15 protein-coding genes are annotated in these 18,819 nt (G+C 42.4%); 11 read left to right on the top strand and 4 right to left on the bottom strand.

Annotated elements, in window-relative coordinates:
- Positions 1 to 123: 123 nt before the first annotated feature.
- From ftsE to IRB79_RS25530, 8 genes are all read left to right on the top strand, one after another.
- Positions 124 to 810: a cell division ATP-binding protein FtsE gene (gene ftsE, locus IRB79_RS25565; protein WP_009331896.1), complete on the top strand. Its 687-nt coding sequence runs from the start codon at positions 124 to 126 to the stop codon at positions 808 to 810.
- Positions 800 to 1,693 carry a permease-like cell division protein FtsX gene (ftsX, locus tag IRB79_RS25560; RefSeq protein WP_243505938.1) on the top strand — a complete coding sequence of 298 codons (894 nt, stop codon included), beginning with the start codon at positions 800 to 802 and terminating at the stop codon, positions 1,691 to 1,693. Before ftsE ends, ftsX begins: the two co-directional genes overlap by 11 nt.
- A gap of 157 nt (positions 1,694 to 1,850) precedes the next feature.
- On the top strand, positions 1,851 to 3,191 hold the full coding sequence (locus IRB79_RS25555; RefSeq protein ID WP_243505937.1) for a murein hydrolase activator EnvC family protein: 1,341 nt from the start codon (positions 1,851 to 1,853) through the stop codon (positions 3,189 to 3,191).
- Positions 3,192 to 3,462: 271 nt separating this feature from the next.
- Positions 3,463 to 4,914 (top strand): S41 family peptidase, encoded by a 1,452-nt coding sequence (locus tag IRB79_RS25550; protein ID WP_243505936.1) that lies wholly within the window; start codon positions 3,463 to 3,465, stop codon positions 4,912 to 4,914.
- Positions 4,915 to 5,090: 176 nt separating this feature from the next.
- Complete coding sequence (locus tag IRB79_RS25545) at positions 5,091 to 6,284, top strand: PDZ domain-containing protein (RefSeq protein WP_243505935.1); 1,194 nt, start codon at positions 5,091 to 5,093, stop codon at positions 6,282 to 6,284.
- Positions 6,285 to 6,990: 706 nt separating this feature from the next.
- Positions 6,991 to 8,457 carry a sugar phosphate nucleotidyltransferase gene (locus IRB79_RS25540; RefSeq protein WP_243505934.1) on the top strand — a complete coding sequence of 489 codons (1,467 nt, stop codon included), beginning with the start codon at positions 6,991 to 6,993 and terminating at the stop codon, positions 8,455 to 8,457.
- Complete coding sequence (locus tag IRB79_RS25535) at positions 8,364 to 9,077, top strand: glycosyltransferase family 2 protein (RefSeq protein ID WP_243505933.1); 714 nt, start codon at positions 8,364 to 8,366, stop codon at positions 9,075 to 9,077. The genes IRB79_RS25540 and IRB79_RS25535 overlap by 94 nt, the downstream gene beginning before the upstream one ends.
- Positions 9,074 to 10,231, top strand: coding sequence for a glycosyltransferase (locus IRB79_RS25530; protein WP_243505932.1), 1,158 nt, complete (start codon positions 9,074 to 9,076; stop codon positions 10,229 to 10,231). The genes IRB79_RS25535 and IRB79_RS25530 overlap by 4 nt, the downstream gene beginning before the upstream one ends.
- Here IRB79_RS25530 and IRB79_RS25525 read toward each other — a convergent pair.
- Complete coding sequence (locus IRB79_RS25525; RefSeq protein ID WP_243505931.1) at positions 10,228 to 11,403, bottom strand: glycosyltransferase family 4 protein; 1,176 nt, start codon at positions 11,401 to 11,403, stop codon at positions 10,228 to 10,230. The genes IRB79_RS25530 and IRB79_RS25525 overlap by 4 nt on opposite strands.
- Positions 11,404 to 11,418: 15 nt before the next feature.
- Positions 11,419 to 12,528 (bottom strand): glycosyltransferase family 4 protein, encoded by a 1,110-nt coding sequence (locus IRB79_RS25520; protein ID WP_243505930.1) that lies wholly within the window; start codon positions 12,526 to 12,528, stop codon positions 11,419 to 11,421.
- Positions 12,529 to 12,918: 390 nt separating this feature from the next.
- On the opposite strand from IRB79_RS25520, the gene IRB79_RS25515 reads away from it, so the two are divergent.
- From IRB79_RS25515 to IRB79_RS25505, 3 genes are all read left to right on the top strand, one after another.
- A complete protein-coding gene (locus tag IRB79_RS25515) occupies positions 12,919 to 13,476 on the top strand; it encodes a hypothetical protein (protein WP_243505929.1) in 558 nt (185 codons plus the stop codon).
- A 168-nt stretch (positions 13,477 to 13,644) separates the two neighbouring features.
- Complete coding sequence (locus tag IRB79_RS25510; RefSeq protein ID WP_243505928.1) at positions 13,645 to 14,745, top strand: AI-2E family transporter; 1,101 nt, start codon at positions 13,645 to 13,647, stop codon at positions 14,743 to 14,745.
- 243 nt (positions 14,746 to 14,988) lie between these two features.
- Positions 14,989 to 15,744: an NRDE family protein gene (locus IRB79_RS25505; RefSeq protein ID WP_243505927.1), complete on the top strand. Its 756-nt coding sequence runs from the start codon at positions 14,989 to 14,991 to the stop codon at positions 15,742 to 15,744.
- Positions 15,745 to 15,776: 32 nt separating this feature from the next.
- Here IRB79_RS25505 and IRB79_RS25500 read toward each other — a convergent pair whose 3' ends face one another.
- Complete coding sequence (locus IRB79_RS25500) at positions 15,777 to 17,192, bottom strand: PAS domain S-box protein (protein ID WP_243505926.1); 1,416 nt, start codon at positions 17,190 to 17,192, stop codon at positions 15,777 to 15,779.
- A gap of 127 nt (positions 17,193 to 17,319) precedes the next feature.
- Positions 17,320 to 18,744 carry a MocR-like pyridoxine biosynthesis transcription factor PdxR gene (locus tag IRB79_RS25495; RefSeq protein WP_243505925.1) on the bottom strand — a complete coding sequence of 475 codons (1,425 nt, stop codon included), beginning with the start codon at positions 18,742 to 18,744 and terminating at the stop codon, positions 17,320 to 17,322.
- Positions 18,745 to 18,819: the final 75 nt, after the last annotated feature.

Here is an 18,819-nt window from a genome sequence, read left to right as displayed (position 1 = left end):
TGGCTAAATAGGCAGTATTTACAAGTATTTTGTCATCCTCTGTGTCGAAAGGATGTCGTTTTTTAGCGAAAAAGGCCGTCTGTTTTTTAATTCTTAATACACACTAGATGCTAGGTGATATATATGATCGATATGAAAGACGTATATAAGAGATACCCCAATGGCGTTACAGCTGCCAGCGGGATTGATGTCCATATTAAACAAGGTGAGTTTGTTTATGTAGTAGGACCGAGTGGGGCCGGTAAATCCACTTTTATCAAAATGATGTACCGGGAAGAAAAGCCTTCGAGCGGAACGATAACCATTGACGGAGTGAATCTGGCTACATTAAAAAATGCAAAGGTGCCGCTTATGCGCCGTAAAATCGGTGTCGTTTTCCAGGACTTTAAGCTTCTTCAGACACTAACTGTCTATGAGAATGTAGCTTTTGCTCTTGAGGTTATTGAAGAGCATCCGAAGAATATTAAAAAACAAGTCATGGAAACTTTGGACCTTGTAGGTTTAAAGCATAAGGCTAGGATGCTTCCGACCGAATTATCAGGCGGGGAGCAGCAGCGTGTTTCCATCGCCAGATCCATCGTAAATTCTCCAAAGGTCGTGATAGCGGACGAGCCTACAGGAAACCTTGACCCGGATACTTCATGGGAAATCATGAACATTTTCGATGAAATCAACACGAGAGGAACGACTGTGGTCATGGCAACTCATAATAAAGAAATTGTTAACACGATTAAGCACCGCGTTATTGCCATAGAAGGCGGAAGGATTGTGCGTGACGAGCAAAGAGGTGATTACGGCTATGAAAGCTAGAACATTGGGCCGGCACTTCCGCGAAAGCTTCAAGAGCCTCGGGCGAAACGGCTGGATGACGTTTGCTTCGGCAAGTGCTGTGACAGTAACACTCATTTTAGTTGGCGTATTTTTCGTCATTATGATGAATCTCAACAAGGTGGCTACTACCATTGAAGAGGACGTGGAAATCCGCGTTCACATCGATGTTGCTGCAAATGAGCAGGATCAGGAAGTTTTACGGCAAAAAATCGAAGGAATACCCGAAATCAAAACAGTTGAATATTCAACTAAGGAAAAAGAGCTTGATAGTTTAATAGACAGCCTTGGTGAAGAAGGAGAAGCCTTCAAACTGTTCGAACAGGATAATCCGCTGAACGATGTATTTATCGTAAAGACGAAAAACCCGACAGACACAATGAAAGCCGCTAAGCAGATTGAAAAAATGGAATATGCGGCAAAAGTAAAATATGGGCAGGGGCAGGTTGAAAAGCTATTCAACTTTATCAATGCCGGCAGAAACGTTGGCCTTGTGCTGATTATCGGCCTATTATTTACTGCCATGTTCCTGATTTCCAATACGATTAAAATTACGATCATGTCACGAAGAAAAGAAATCGAGATTATGAGATTGGTAGGAGCGACCAACGCCTTCATCAGATGGCCATTCTTCCTGGAAGGTTTATGGCTTGGATTGCTTGGATCCATTATTCCGATTGCACTTGTTTCAACAGCCTACTATTATGCCTATGATTATTTGGCGCCAAAGCTTGAAGGACACTTTGTCAAGCTGCTGGAATTTAGTCCGTTTGTCTATCAGATTTCCGGACTTATTATCCTGATGGGTGCACTCATTGGTGTATGGGGAAGCTTGATGTCAGTCAGAAAGTTCCTGAAAGTATAAAACCAGCTTAGAAGGCCCTGCGGGGGGAACCTGTCCAGGCGCCTTCAAGCCTCATAATATTAGACGATTAAGCAGAGTTAAATGTTTCAGACTTAGATGAAAAAATAGAACGATTGACCTGTACATATGGTGTTCATTGAAAGGAGAAATCGGAAAATTGAAGAAATCCATCATCACATTATCATTAGCTGCTGTTTTAGGTTTTGGCAGCCTAACAGTTGGACTGCCTCTAGAAAAGGCGTCTGCAGCAAATAAATTAAATGATTTAAACAGCCAAAAAGATAAGATTAATGAACAGCGTTCTGGAGTAGAATCAAAGATTAACGATACAGATAAGAGGCTTACCGAAAACCAGGGCGAGCAGCAGTCCGTTCAAAGTGAAATTGAGCGCCTGGATAAAGCGATCAGTGATGCTTTAGCGAAAATTGAAGAAAAGAACAACGAAATTTCTGAAACTAAAAAGGAAATAGAAAAACTTGAAGGCGAAATTAAAGTATTAGTAGAGCGCATCAAAAAGCGCAACGAACTATTAAAGGACCGTGCGCGCAACTACCAGGAAACTGGCGGAATGGTGAGCTATATTGATGTTTTAATGGGTGCGCAAAGCTTTGGAGATTTTGTTGAACGCGTTGGAGCAGTTGCTACGATCGTAGAAGCTGACCAGGACATTTTAAAAGCGCATCAGGCGGATAAAGACGAGCTGGAGAAAAAACAGGCTCAGGTAAAAGAAGAGCTTGCATCTTTAGAAAAAATGCTTGCCGAGCTTGAAAGCATGAAAAAGAGCTTAAATGCCCAAAAGGCAGAAAAGGATAAACTGCTTGCATCCCTAAAGCATGAAGAAGAGGAAATGCATGCTCATAAGCTTGAATTAGCTGAAGAAAATGAAATCCTTGCAGCCCAGGAAGCAGCGCTTCAAAAAGCAATCAAGCTTGAGCAGGAAAGACAGGCTGAGGCAGCAAGACAGGCTGAGGCAGCAAGACAAGCTGAATTGGCAAAACAGAAAGCAGCTCAAAAGAGCAGCTCTTCATCAGCAGGAAGCAGCTCATCATCTGATAGCGGATCATCAAGCAGCCCGCAGGTTTCTGCACCTTCAGTATCAAGCGGTGCCTGGACAAAACCAGCTGCAGGAAGACTTTCTTCAGGATTTGGCGGCCGTTCATTAGGCGAGCACTATGGTGTTGATATTGCATCAGGCGGTACAGTACCGATCGTGGCAGCAGCAGATGGTGTTGTAATTCGTTCATACTATTCAAGCAGCTACGGAAATGCCATTTTTATTGCCCATTCTATTGGCGGACAAACTTACACAACCGTATACGCTCATATGAGAAGCCGTTCTGTAGGCTCTGGCCAGACTGTTTCTAAAGGCCAGCAAATCGGTATCATGGGTAATACTGGACAATCTTATGGCCAGCATCTGCACTTTGAACTTCACAGAGGTTCTTGGAATGCAGCAAAATCAAATGCGATAAATCCAGTAGGCATTGTGCCTCTATAAAAAATAGTGAAAGTGGAAGGAGCTCAGCTTCTTCCACTTTTCTTTTACCCTTGAAGAGGGTCTTTAATCCTATAAAACAATTTGTTTTTGAAATCGTCTCAAGCAAAAGAAATCATAACTCGTCCATTCCCCACATAGGATGGAATAAGCGAAGACACCCGCGTCCCTTTGCGGGTTGTTTTTATTTATTTAAAACTGAGAAAAGGCAGCTGATAATACAGTATTCGCTGAATATAACAAGGATCCCGGCAAAATAGAAAGGGAGATGAAGATGAGCAGAAAATGGATCGCCGTGCTGATGACGGGATCATTGCTGACAGGAGCTGGCGGTACATATGCAGGCATGCAGTGGCTGGCAAAGGAAACTCCGCAGACAGGAGCAGGAAATCAATTAATAGATTTTAAGGAGAACGGAACACAAATTGAAAAAGAGAAAATCGAAAAGATGGAAACGGCCTATCAGCTAATTTTAAATAGCTATGTGGAAAAAGTAGAGGAAAAGCAGCTCGTGGAGGGAGCCATCCAGGGCATGCTTGCAACCCTAGAAGACCCATACTCTGTTTATATGGATGAAGAAACAGCAAAACAATTCAGTGATACACTGGAATCTTCTTTTGAAGGAATCGGGGCAGAAGTCAGCATGGTGGAAGGTAAAATAATCATTGTTGCACCATTTAAAGATTCACCAGCTGAACAAGCAGGGCTGAAGCCGAAGGATGAAATTTTAAAAGTGGATGGGGAAAGTGTGAAGGGTCTTGATTTATATAAAGCTACCATGAAGATCCGCGGCAAAAAAGGAACAAAAGTAGAACTTGAAATTGCCCGCCAGGGACTTAAGGAACCTTTAAAGGTAGAAGTAAAAAGAGATGAAATTCCGCAGATTACAGTTTACTCGGAAATCAAAAAGCAAAGAGGAAAAAATGTAGGGTATTTGGAAATCACCTCTTTTTCCGAAGATACATCGAAGGAATTTGCAAAACAGCTGAGTGAAATGGAGAAAGAAGGAATCGAAGGGCTTGTAATTGATGTGCGCGGAAATCCCGGAGGTCTCCTGACATCAGTACAGGAAATCCTGAAAGAATTGGTTACGGGTGATAAGCCATATTTGCAGATAGAGAAACGGGATGGGGAAAAAATGAGGTACTTCTCCACACTTGAAAAGCCAAAAAGCTATCCGATTGCTGTTCTTGTAGATAAAGGGAGTGCCTCTGCATCGGAGATTCTTGCCGGCGCTTTAAAGGAAGCGCAGGGTTATGCCATAATCGGTGAAAATTCATTTGGAAAGGGCACTGTTCAGCAGCCAGTTCCGATGGGAGATGGCAGCAATATAAAGCTTACTCTGTTTAAATGGCTGACACCAGACGGAAACTGGATTCATAACAAGGGAATTAAGCCAACCCTCGCGGTCAAACAGCCAGACATCTACCAAACACATCCTTTGCAGGTGGAGAAGCCTTTGGCAACCGATATGAATAATGAAATGGTGAAGAATGCACAGGAAATTCTGGCGGGCCTTGGATATGCTCCAGGACGGACAGATGGCTACTTCAATGATTCCACTGCAGCGGCTGTAAAAGCATTTCAGAAGCAAAAAGAGCTTGAAACAACCGGCCGGATAGACAAGAAAACAGCAGCAGCGCTCGAACAAGCCGCCATTGAAGAAATGAAAAAAGAGCAGAATGATCTTCAACTGCAAACGGCTCTGAGATATATTGCAAAATAGCGGATTTTGTCGAAAGTAAACTTTCATTAGCAGGAGGGATTTTCCTTCTGCTATTTTTGTATTTGAGCCAGATTGTGATAGGTTTTGGCAGGCGCTTTTGGTAGAATATAGAGTAATAGAGTTTTCTGTTTGTTACATAATTCATGAGAATTTATTAATAGAGGCTGGTGGCAAGTTTGATAGAGGAGTGGATTTTTGAGTTTTTAAAAGGAACGGGAAAGCTGCTGCTGAACCCGGTATTTTATTACCTGTTTTTTGTGGCTGCATTTTTGGGGGTTTCCCGTGTAAAGCGTGAGCGCAAAGACTTTTCAGTTCGTGCGGAAAATGCTTATTTTGAGCTGAGGCAGCTTCTTCCTCTGGGTATCTTGGCAGGTCTATTAGTGAGTGTTGTGATGGTTGGAGCAGGACTTGTCGTACCAGTGGAAACGATTGTTTTTACTGCTGCTCTTACGTTCCTGTGGAGCTTTACGGCAAAAGTGAGATGGATGGCGCCTGTTTATACGCTGGGCTTTGCATTTTTCGCAACAATGTTTGCTGCTGAACAGAAATGGCCATTGCCATCATTCGCCCAGACGGCAGCAGATCTTGACTCTTCCATCTTTCCATCCATCGCTGTTCTCCTTGCTCTCCTTGTTATAGCAGAAGGCTTCCTGATTATAAGAAACGGACGGAAAGGCACAACTCCCAGGCTTGTAAAGAGTAAACGGGGCCAGACCATCGGCATTCATGAATCAAAAAGACTCTGGATGGTGCCTGTGTTTCTGCTTATTCCTGGTCAGGCACTGCAGCTGCCATTTGATTGGTGGCCAGCGATCCCGATTGGCGGGGAAACGTATTCGCTCATTCTGGTCCCTTTTTCGATAGGTTTTTACCAGCGAATCCAGGGCACGCTTCCTAAAGAGGCAACAGCACTGCATGGACAAAGAATCAGCGTGTTTGGCGTACTTCTTTTGCTGATTTCATCTGCAGGCTACTGGTATCCGCTTGCTGCTGTGGGTGCAGCCGCACTTGCTATAATTGGCCGTGAATTCATCTCTCTCCGCCAGAGAATGGCAGAGGATCAGGCACCGTTTTACTTTTCCAAGCGCAATCAGGGAATCATGGTACTTGGAGTAGTTCCGGATTCACCAGCTGATAAAATGTCTCTACAAGTGGGAGAGGTTGTTACAAAAGTCAATGGTGTGAAGATCCATGATGAAAAAGGCTTCTATGAAGCGCTGCAAAAGAACGGGGCTCACTGCAAACTTGAGGTTCTTGATGTGAACAGCCAGGTCCGCTTTGTCCAGCGGGCTCTGTACGAAGGCGATCACCACGAGCTTGGACTGCTGTTTGTGCAGGACGAGAAAAAGTGGGACAGTGAAGCGGTATGATTTCTGTATAACAAAAAATCAATATAGTGACCTTTGAAAAAAGCCGCCAATACCATACAGGCGGCTTTTTTGCGAAGTAATTTTCCAGAAAGAGCAAAGTTGAATCCTGGTTTTTGCCAGGGAGTTTTATAGCTAGAAAAGCTCACATTTTCCTCGTATAATCTTCCTGATTTATTAGATAAACATGCTGCGCGAAATCCGGCTTAAACAGAGCCCTTAAATTAGCAGATGCAGCTAGCTGGAATGGATATTAACTAAAAATATAGACCCGGAATTGAAAAAAGAGCTGCTTTGGTCTGAATACCTGCGATTAATGCAGGTATTTTTTTTATTTATAGCTCTGTTAAAATCTCATTGTTGTTTTAGCACCTGTTGATTGGAGTGGAAGGCTCGAGCTTCTCGAAAATGCTATCGCGTTTCCTTCGTGCGGTGTTTACTCAGGAGATGCTTATCAAAGTCCTGCGGGAGTAGCATCCCAAGGGAGACCCCGCAGGTGCAAAGCGTCGAGGAGGATCCCGGTAGGCCCGCGTTCGCTGAATGCCTCGTGCTGAAATCAACAGCCAAATTTAACAAAGTATTATTTATAAAAAGCTCTGACGAACCTTAAAAAGTAAGATAATTTGATTCATATGACCATACCGCTATTGGATAGGCCCCATAGAATACAAGTACCAGCTTTATATTTAATTAAAAATGGGGTTGAGATATGAAAATTCTATTGCTATCAGGAGGTTCAGGGCGAAGACTTTGGCCTTTATCTAATTCAGTTAGGGCCAAGCAGTTTTTAAAGCTGCTGCCTACACAGCATGGGAAGCCTGAATCCATGATTCAGCGGGTCTGCGGACAGCTGGATGACGCTAGGCTTCTATCATCAACATATATTATTACCTGTGAGAATCAATTGGAGATTATAAAAAACCAAATAGACACTCAGATCCCCGTCATCTGCGAGCCGAGTCAAAGAGGTACATTTCCTTCTATTGCTTTAGCTTGTGCGTACCTTCATTCCAATTACTATGCCGGTCCTGAGGAAACCATTTGTGTGGTGCCGGTGGATTCCTATGTGGAACCCCTGTTTTATAAGCTGCTGCAAAGCATTCCGGATATTCTGCATATATCGCAGGCTGAGCTTGCTCTGCTGGGTGCTGTGCCGCAGTTTCCGTCAGACCAGTTTGGATATATCCTCCCTAAGCCGGGTCAAAAAGAGGAAATAGGCTGCCTTCCAATAGATCAATTCATAGAAAAACCAGATACAGAAACAGCCCGGCGGCTCATAGAAAAGAATGCTTTCTGGAATTGCGGCGTATTTGGATTTTCTCTGAATTTTATTATTGAGTATTTAAATAAAATGGGTCTTTCCACTTCTTATAGCCAGCTGCTGAAAAACTATGATCTTCTGCCTGAAATCAGCTTTGATTATAAGATCGCTGAGAAAAACAGCAGGTCGATTGTAATTCCCTATTCTGGTTTATGGAAGGACCTCGGAAGCTGGGAGACATTAAGCGGCCAGCTTGAGAGTCCAGTTTCCGGCAAAGGTTCGCTATCAAAGGACTCTAAAAATACCCAGATTGTCAATGAACTTTCCATTCCGATTCATGCCATTTCAATCTCTAATAGCATCATAGCTGCCAGCCCGGAGGGGATTCTGGTTGCCGATAAGCAGAAGAGCAATGCTATAAAGGATATGGCTGAAACAGCCCGGCTTATGTATGAAGAAAAAAGATGGGGCATCTATAAAGTTTTAGATTTTTCTTATACTAGCGAAGGAATGGAGTCCCTTTCCAAGCTGCTTAAAATATTACCAGACAGAAATATCAGCTACCAGACTCATCAGTTCAGACAGGAGACTTGGACAATCATCTCTGGAGAAGGGGAGTTTATTTTGGATGGCCGCCTTGTCTATATTAAAGCAGGAGATGTCCTTCAAATTCCGGTCGGTGCAAAACATGCTGTAAAGGCCATTACACCTCTGGAAATTATAGAAGTCCAATGGGGCGAAAAACTGCAGGAAGAGGATATTATTCGTATTGCTGCTTCCTGGGAAGAGACGGTTAAGCATATCATAAAGGAGCGGGAAAGATGGTCTCTATCATCTGCTGTACAATGCGTCAGGACTATATGGAAAACGTGTTTGAAAACTATGAAAATCAGGTTTGGAAGGAAAAAGAATTAATCATTATCTTAAATAATGATGAGATGGATAAAGCCGCATGGCAGAAGAGGGCAAAGGAGTCTCATAATGTAACTGTTTTTCAACTGCGCGAAGAAGTCACACTTGGGGAATGCCTGAATATTGCCATTCTAAATTCACGTTATAACATAATTGCAAAATTCGATGATGACGATTTTTATGCTCCAAACTATCTGGCTCAGTCTGTCAGAACTCTGAAGAAAACAAAGGCAGATATAGTAGGGAAAAGAACGGTTTACATGTATTTTCAAAAAGAGAAGCTGCTGGCCATCCAAAAGCCTGGAAAAGAAAACCGGTTTGTCAAGCATGGAATAAAGGGAGCTACCCTGGTTTTCAGGAAGGAAATCATGGATCATGTCCGGTTTCCGAAAGTGAACTTGGGCGAAGATACCTACTTCTTAAAGCTATGCAACAAAAGTAAGCTTAAAATATACTCTGGTGACAAAAATAATTATGCCTGTTTGAGAATCTCGCAGCCAGGACATCATACATGGACTGCTGACAACGACAGGCTGATAAGAAAATCTGTTCCCGTAAGCAGAACCAGTGACTTTAATAAGGTAAAACAGATTGTCAGCGATGGAGGGAAGGCGTACAAATGACAAATTATCAAGTAATTTGGAGAGGGCCGGTTCTTGATGCAAGCGGATATGGAATTGCAAGCAGAGAATACACTCTTGCATTGGACCGTCTTGGTGTTGATCTTATTATCCAACCGTATACTTGGAATTTTCCTTATGATTTTAGCAATAAAAACAAGAAAAAGAGATTATTGCATTTAATAGAAAAGCCACTCCAAAAAAATAAACAAAAAATTTTAATTTATCATTGTCCGCCTGGAAATATTGATGATATCAATAAAGAAAGAAAAAATTTTGACCGGATTCTATTAAATACTGTTTGGGAAACAGAAAAGATTCCAAGTCCATGGCTGCCAGCCATTAATGCATGTGATGGGGTATGCGTGCCATGCTCTCAAAATATGAAAGCCATGATTGGAGGCGGAGTAAATGTTCCTGTATTTCTGGCTCCTCATGGGGCTGATACACATGCATTTGACCCTGGAAACAAAAAGCTTACATTAAAGGAAGCAAAAGGGAAGTTTGTTTTTGTTTCGGTTTTTGATTTTCAGCATAGGAAAAATCCTGAAACTTTGCTAAAAGCCTATTGGAGCGAGTTCACTTCTAAAGACAATGTACTGCTGGTCATTAAAACATATGGCAGCAAGCGTAAAAAAATATTAAAGGCTATTTCGCAATATAAAAGAAGTCTTGGGTTTACAAATGAAACTGCCCCTCTGCATGTAATAACGGGCACTATACCGGAAAAACAGCTTAAAGGTTTATATACGCTGGGCAATGCATTCATTCTTCCCACGAGGGGAGAAGGGGTAGGTCTGCCATATATTGAGGCATTATCAAGCGGTATCCCAGTCATAGCTACAGGCTGGGGCGGACAAATGGATTTTTTGAATGAACAAAATTCCTTTTTAATAGACTGCAAGCTGGAGAATCCAAGAGACAGCATGGGCAGCAAAAGTGCCATATCGAGGTTATACCCTCATTTATTTAAACATGAGGACCATCTTTGGGCTGAAGCGGATCTGGAGGATACAAAAAGACAGATGAGATTGGCCTATGAAAATCCGCATCTGTGTAAACAGAAAGGCCAACAAGGAAGATTGGATATGCTGAATCTTACCTGGGATAAGGCCGGAATTTTATTGAAAAAGGCTATAGAAGAGATTCTTTCTTAATCAGAAAAAATCTCTTCAATATCATTATGGATTTTTTCAGCTATACTTCTCCATGAAAAACGGCTGTTAATATGTTTTTGCCCGCATGCCGCCATCTCCTCCAAAAATTTATGACTGCCGCTGAACTGGTTAAGCTTATCCGCGAAATCCTCTGCCTCGGCATGGATATAGTGCTTGCGGTTAATGAGTTCTAATCCCCGGACACCGCATAAAGTGGAAAACAGGGGAATTCCTGCTGATAAAAATTCCAGCGTTTTCAAATTGACCCCTGCACCGCTAAACATCGGATTGATAGCGATATCAGCTTCAGCAAATAGCTTTAATTTTTTTTTGTGCTTAACCTTGCCCATTAATTTTACGTTATTTTTCTTAGGCTCTTGAAAAGGTCTGCAGCATCCGCCTGCAATGATAAAGTCAATATCCCGGCATTTATCGGCAAGGTGCTCAATGATAAACTTCACTGCCTGAGTGTTAGGCGGATAATCTGCTCCAATAAACAGAGCCTTTGGCCTTCCGGCAGGCTTCTTTCTGCGCGGAAGCCATTCATCTGGATTGATTCCATTTGGGGCAAGCATTATTTTTTGAGGATCCAGCCCATAATCTTTAATAAATTCCTCCTTCTCCGCTGCAGATGTGGCATAAATCAAGTCCGCGTGTGAAGTTAATCGCTGTTCTGCTTCATAAAGCCGGGGAAGGTATTCCCGCGCTTTTTCATCCTTCCAAATTTGCTTTGCCAGTGAGTAATCATGGTTATGGCTGTTATAAATTCTTGGCTTTTGATCTTTGTTGAAATGGAAGTCATAATCCAGTAAATAAGGGGTTTCATGAATAATGATATCGCTTGTTTGGTAGAGCTTCTCGAAATACTCTTTGTATAATGCAGGATAATTGGCAAGCTCCAAATACATAATTAAAGGAAGTTCATAGCCTGAAGCTGCATTATGAAGCTTCTGTCTTATTTGCGAGTAGAGAGGATCCCTTTCAGCTTTGTATTCTCTAAAGCTTGAAGAGTATTTTATGACCTTCCCCTTTTTACTGTTTGTTTGGGATAGAAGAGTAATATCATAAAAATGGCTTAATTCGTTATAAATATGAAAATACCTCAATGTGCCTCCGCTTGTCGGCGGGAAAACCGTTGGGAAAATATTAAGGACAAGTATTTTTCTCATCATTTCCCCTCCTCTTCATTAGTTCCGGGTCACACTCCGAAAAACTTTCATCGTTTCTGCGGCAGTCTTTTTCCAGGAAAAATGCCGTGACCTAAGACTGCTCTTTTCGCTAAGCTGTTTTCTTGTTAAAGGATTTAACAGCTCCATCATTTTTAAAGCAATCTCTTCAGGATTTTCAGGATTAAAATAAAGAGCCGCGTGGTCTGTGATTTCAGGGATGCTTCCCTTGTTTGAGCAAACGATCGGTGTTTTTGTTTTAAACGCCTCCACCAGGGGAATGCCAAATCCTTCATATAGGGAAGGAAAGACCAAAAAGCTTGAGTTCCAATAAAGTGAAGGCATTTCTTCAGGGGGAACGTACCCCAGAACCCAAACCTGTTTTTCTAAAGAACGTTCTCTTATAAATTGCAAAACAGATTGATAAACTCCATTGCTTTTATCTGCATAGCCTGTCAGGACAAGCGGTATGGTGGTATTGTATTTTTTCCTCAGGATCAGAATGGCCTTTAGCAGATTCAGATGGTTTTTGTGCGGATTATAGCTTGAAGGATATATGGCGTAAGTATCGGGCAATTGATATCTTTGTTTCACTCCTTTCATTGTGATTTTCGCTGGTGCTTGATCAAATATGGCTGGTGCATTTAGGGGAATGACATGAATTTTTCTCTCTGGAATGGAGAGCTGACGGGCTATGGCACCCTTGGAAAAATCCGAAACTGTAATGACAGCATCGAACGAAGCTGTATATTGTCCATAATAGCGATTATTCTCTTCTAATCCGCCAGGGACAAAGTCCGGATATTCCGTATGAAGTACATCATGAATCGTTGCCACAGTCGGAACAGGGACACTTGGGAGATACGATCTGTGTAATGGGCAAAACCAAAGGTCCAGCTTGCATTTTTTGATGGCATCATAAACATCAGCAGAATCCATTAACTTCCGGAACCGAATTGTTTTTATTTTTTCATGTTGGGGAAAAACGTTTTTCAGCTTCCGCTTAAGAAAAAGGAACAGGGTAAGATTTTCTCCGCTGTCAGCCATATGGCCAATTAAATTCGTTATATATTGTTCAACCCCTCCAAACCGGTCTTGAGATAGATTGAGGAGATTAATTCCGATTCTCATCCTGCAGCCTCCTTAGTCTTCAATTGGTGATTTAGAAGATATTTATTAAATAAACTATTATATTCGCCTGCTCAGATTATCATCACAATGAATTTAATATTAGAAAGGGGAGCAGCAAGAAAATAAGGCTCTGTTAATTTACCCGTTGATTTCAGCACGAGGCCTCAAGCGTTCAGAGGGCGGTCCAATGCTCCTCGGTGCATTTGCACCTGCGGGGTCTCCCGCTGACACGCTATTCTAGCAGGATTGAATAAGCATCTCTGAGTTAAACACTGCACGAACGAAATCCGATAGCATTTCCGGGGAGCTCGCGCCTTCCGCTCCAATCAGCAGGATGCAAAATCAACAATAACCTTTAACAAAGCCAAAAATAAAAAGGAGCGTTTGGTTATGCTAAGAAGTTATGAAAATAGCCAGAAGGAATCACCAGGGGCAGAGATTACAACAGGCCCTTTTCTAATTCCGATGGAAGCAGATTCCGAAATACAAATTGGCCGTGATAATGAAAGGCTGATCATTATCCTTAAAAATCCGACCAATCAAAAACTAAGGGCTTCTGTTGTGCTTGGCGTTTGCCTGCAGCCTGAATATTCATCTTATGATAAAAATGGAATTCGTGTGTTCAAAAATATACCCGAGACAGAAATCAATCTGGGGACACATGAACTGCAGCCCCATACGTGTACAAGGATTGAAAGGGATATTCCAGGCGGGATAATGATAGGCGAAGGTGAGGCGAATGCTGTCTACCGGGTAAGAGCAAAAGGAGATTTTAAATTAAGTGAGCATACAGGTGAACCGGTGTGCGGTCTTCTGGAAATTTCCGTTGCCGGCGGAAGTATTTTTAATCCCGAAGAGCCAGGCCTTGAGCAGGCAGATTCAGCCTTATTGTTCCGCTATAAAGACTTCGTTCCATGTGAGGGAAAAGATTGCGGGTGTAAAAAATGACCATCATAAATAAAAAAACAGCGTCCATTCAGGAGGCGCTGTTTTTTTTGGTCTATTTTTGAAACCATTCAGAAAGGCTATACGTATATAGTGTTATCTCATAATAGTAGAAGGGAACACCAATGTGGTATTCTTTATTTAATTAATAAAAGGAAAAAAGGTGACATTGTGGCAAAGAAAAAACTGCAGTACTGGACTTTGCAATTGCTGATTATTTTAACAATCATTTATGTATCAACGAAAATTTCCTTTCTGTTTGAACCGGTCGGTATTTTTGCGTCAACATTATTTTTTCCAATCATTATATCGGGATTTCTCTATTTCTTATTGAGTCCGCTGGTAAGATTGCTCCAGCGCTACAAGGTGCCAAGAACGGCAGCGATATTAATCATCTATGCAGCTGTTATCGGCTTAGTGATGCTTGTTATTGGCAACATTGCTCCGCTTATCAGCAGACAGGTGACTGAATTATTCAACGACCTGCCGGGGTATGCGAAAACGACAAGAGACTTTGTTACTTCAATGTCTAACACTGAAGAGTTTAAATGGTTTTTGACGCAGGACTACATATTGCTTGAAGAAATTGAAGCCCGCATTATGGAATATGCCAATACCCTCCCAAGCCGTGTGACGGAGGGGGTAGCAGGAATTGTCAGCCTGGTCACCAATATTGCGATCACAATTGTAACGGTGCCATTCCTGCTGTTTTATATGTTTAAGGATGGAGATAAGTTCCCTGCTGCTGTTTCAAAGTTTCTTCCTGCTTCTTACAGGGAAGAGGGAGTTAAAACGCTTAAGGAAACAGGAGAGACTCTTTCTTCCTACATCCAGGGGCAGATTACAGTGGCATTATTTGTTGGAACACTTTCGTTTATTGGCTATTTAATCATCGATTTGCCATATGCGCTAGTCATGGCGCTTATTGTTGCCATAACCAATATCATCCCTTATGTCGGGCCGTTTCTTGGCGGTGCCCCCGCTGTAATCGTCGCACTTTTTGACTCGCCGACTAAAGCCTTACTGGTTGTCGTAGTCATTGTGATAGCCCAGCAGATAGAGGGGAATGTGCTGTCACCGCTGATTCTGGGAAAAACCTTAAACACACATCCGGCCACCATCATCATCCTACTGCTGGTTGCAGGCAATCTTGCCGGTATCCTCGGCATGATCCTGGCAATACCTACTTATGCTGTGACCAAAACGATTGTTTTGAATACAGTTAGATTTTTAAGGGCGAGGAAGACAGCGAGGGAAGGTGCAGTTACTTAATTTGATTAAGCTCCTTTTAAGAAAGGGGCTTTTTTTATTGCTATATTTATCTAACATGATTCATCAAATATGTTACAACTTGTTGGTTTTTTCTAGCATGTTAAAAGATTTATCTGGCATAATCTCTATCTGATCTAACATGTATTAGAATTTATCTAATATTTCACATAACTAAAGTGGGTATTTTTTATTTTTCCCTCCCGAAAAGTTAAAATAATAAATAAAACGAAAGCAGTGATCCAAATGTGTTTAATCCTTTTCGCATACAAAGTCCATCCTGTATACAAGCTTATCGTTGCCGCTAATCGCGATGAATTTTATGAGCGCCCCACTGCACCGGCCCATTTTTGGGAGGACCATCCCGCTATTCTGGCTGGACGCGATTTAAGCAAGATGGGGACGTGGATGGGTGTCACAAAGACTGAACGATTTGCAGCTCTTACAAATTACCGCGATCCGAACGAAGTGACAGATGGCAAGAGGTCAAGAGGAGATTTGGTGGCGGATTTTCTGAAAGGCAGTGCTTCGCCTGCTGATTTTATGAAAATAGCATCTGAACATCGCAGCAGCTATCCCGGCTACAATCTGCTTGCGGGCAATTTGGAGGAGCTCTTTTATTATTCGAACGTGGAAGATAGACTAGAGCAGCTTGAACCAGGAGTGTACGGGGTCAGCAATCATGTGCTGAATACCGAGTGGCCAAAGGTGAAAAAGGGGAAGGAGGGCTTATCTAAGATAATAAATCATGCTTCTGGGAATTTTACCGAAGACTTGTTCACACTTCTCCAGAATGCAGACCCTGCCCCTGATGACATGCTTCCGAAAACAGGAGTTTCACTTGAGTGGGAGCGGATTCTGTCTCCTTTATTTATCAAAAGCAAAGGCTACGGAACCAGGAGTTCAACAGTGATGCTTATGTCAGAGGAAGAGATTTTTTATAAGGAAAGGGTACATATTGGGGATAGAGGGAAGGACCAGGAGTTTATCATCCAAAATTAAAGAAGCCAGTTCAGGCATCTGGCTTCTTTAATTCAGGAAAGCGGCAAAGTAATCCGGACCGTTGTTCCTTCATTTTCCCTGCTGTGGATGTAAAGGTTTCCGCCATGGTTTTTAATGATTTTTTTGCAGATCATAATGCCAAGGCCTGTGCCTTTTTCTTTTGTGCTGTAAAACGGCTCTCCCAGTTTGGCGAGGCGTTCTTCAGGTATGCCAATTCCTTCATCCTCGACACTGATGATGACACAATGGTCCTCCTGGCGGATATCCACATTTATTTTCCCGCCCATCGGCATGGCTTCAATCGAGTTCTTAATGATGTTAATCAGCACCTGTTTAATTTTATCCTTTTCACATTTAACATAAAACTCGCCGGGTGACTGTGTTAGTTCGATCATGATATTCTCCATAACTGCCTGGCTGTTTAAAAGAGTGATCACACTTTTTACAACGTTTGTCAGGCAGGTTTCTTCCATTTCGGTGATTTGAGGTTTGGCGAGAACGAGCAGGTCATTGACGATGCCTTCAATCCGCTCCAGCTCATTAAGAATAACCTCCGCGAAATCGCCTTTATGTTCTTCGTATAATAACTGTGTAAAGCCTTTTATGGCTGTTAGCGGGTTGCGGATCTCATGGGCAATGCCTGCGGCAAGCTGACCGACAACCGAAAGTTTTTCAGCATTCTGCAGCTTTTCTTCCGTCTTCTTTTGTCCAGTCACATCTTTAATAATGATCTGGTAGACCTTTCTGTTCTTGAAAGTGGTTGGAATCAGCTGGACTTCGGCTTTTCTCATTCGCCCGTCAGTCCGGATCAGATTAAGCTCAAAATTCACACTTAGCTTTGTTTGCAGAAAATCATCGAGAGTGGAATGTTCTGAAGGAGGAGTGTAGTCGTGGAGGGAGGTGCCGATCATCTCTTTGATGCTCGTGAATCCGAAAAGCTTCTTTCCTTCATTATTGATGTAGGTCCAAATCCCTTTTTGTGTCACCATTCCTATCGTATCCTTGGAGTACTCCACCAGAAAGCGGTACTTCTCCTGTGTTTCAAGAATCTCCTCTTCCATGATAATTCTCTGTGTCATATCCCGGATGATGCACATCATTTCTTTATCGTCATTAATGACTGAAAAATTGGCTTCAAGCCACAGATAATGCCCTTCCTTATGCCTGAAGCGAAAGGTCTCCCGTTTTTGCGGAAGCTGTTCGAGTTCGGCTAATGCATCTTTTAAAAGGTCCCGGTCATTTGGATGGCAGTATGTATAAAGGCTGCTTCGATAAAAGTCCTGCTGCGAATATCCCAGCATCGGCAAGCAGGAAGGGGAGACATATAAAGCAATGCCTTCTTTTGTCACTCTTGCAATCACATCGCTGGAATGCTGAATGGCCAGCTGCAGATTCCTCGCTTCCACTTTGTCCGCGAATAAATCTGCAGGATTCTCGGTCATAATCATTTTCTGTCCCTCCTTTTGGAAAATGGCACTTTTCCATCATTATACAATACATGTTTAGATTGACATATAGGATAAATTTCACTCTATGCCAACAACTGTGAAAAGGATACCTTGTTAGGTACTATTCTCATTGGAGCTTTCTAATTTCCTCTCCAAGGATGAATATACCTTCCTGCAGTTCCCCCAGAGAGGCATAAGCATATGAAATTCGTATAAAATGATTCGGCCCGTCACTGTATATGCTGCCGGGATTAATCAGCAGCTTTCTTGAAATAGCCTGCCGATAGAGGATTCGAATTGAAATATTAGACGGTACTTTCAGCCATATAAAAAAACCTCCTTCCGGAGAATTCCATTCTGCTATCCCGGACAAGTGAGCATCTAATGCATTTAGGGCAGTATTACGACGAATTCTCAACTGCTCACGTACATTTTCCATATGCTTTTGATAGAGGCCGGTGGACAGCCATTTTTCAGCTACCCTTTGTGAAAGTGAACTTGAACCATAGTCAGTCTGCATTTTAAGATCGGCAAGCCGGTCGATAACAGGTTCAGGTGCTGCTACCCAGCCTATTCGAAGTCCGGGACTCAATGTTTTCGACAAGCTTCCCATATAAAGGACCTGGCCGTTTTTGTCCATTGCTTTTAATGGTGGAGGGGGCACTTCATCAAGCCATAGCTCACGGTAAATATCGTCTTCCACAATTGGCAGCTGTTCTGTTCTGCATACATCAAGCAGTTCTCTCCGTCTTTTTTCTGTCATTAAAATTCCAGTAGGATTATGATAGGAAGGAATCGTGTATAAAATGGATTTCCCTTTTTCGTATTTCTTCAAAGAGATGCTTTTCGTGATAATTCCCTCCTTATCCATTGGCAATCCTTTTAAATTCATGCCTGATGATCGGAAAAGCTGTAAAGAATATAAGTAAGAGGGCTTTTCCAGAAATACGGGTGCCCCTCTTTGCACAAGTCCGAGTGAAACAAGCTGCAGCGCTTGCAGCCCTCCAGAAACAATAAGTATGGAGGAAGGAGATGCGAAGATTCCGTATGCTGCCAAATACTCACTGACTGCCTGTCTTAATGGCAAATACCCCTTTGGTTCCTCATAACCGAGTTCACACAATTCATCAGCAGCTTCCTTTAGAACTTTCTTCATCGTTTGCACAGGGAAAATTTCAGGGGAAAGCTCTCCTTTGCTGAGCTGTATAAAAGTGGGATCCATTTCTAAGTCATTAATTTCCTGAACGATCTTTTCGCTGGCTCTGTGTATCCCTGTATCGATATATTCACTCCAGTTGGCAGACTGCCTTGAAGCGAGCAGAGTCCATGTATTATTAATAACCTTAGTGCCAACCCCCGTTTTCCCTTCTATTAGTCCATCTGCAGCAAGTTCTTCCAGAGCAGTGATAATTGTGCTTCGGTTTACTCCAAACTCCTCAGCCAGTTTCCGCTGGCTTGGAATTTTACTTCCGATTGGCCATTCACCTTTGGAAATCTTTTCTTTAATAGTCTCAATAACTTGCTGATATTTTGGCAATTGTGTTGTATCCATCTATATAACCGCCTTCATGAAAATTGGCTGGTAAAATTCTTTCCTAATTGGTTGAGGACATTGTATCAGTTATTG

It is taken from the genome of Cytobacillus oceanisediminis, assembly GCF_022811925.1.
Classification (GTDB): Bacteria; Bacillota; Bacilli; order Bacillales; family Cytobacillaceae; genus Cytobacillus; species Cytobacillus oceanisediminis_D.
Note: the sequence above shows the minus strand (reverse complement) of the source record. Positions and strands in the feature narration are given on the sequence as shown.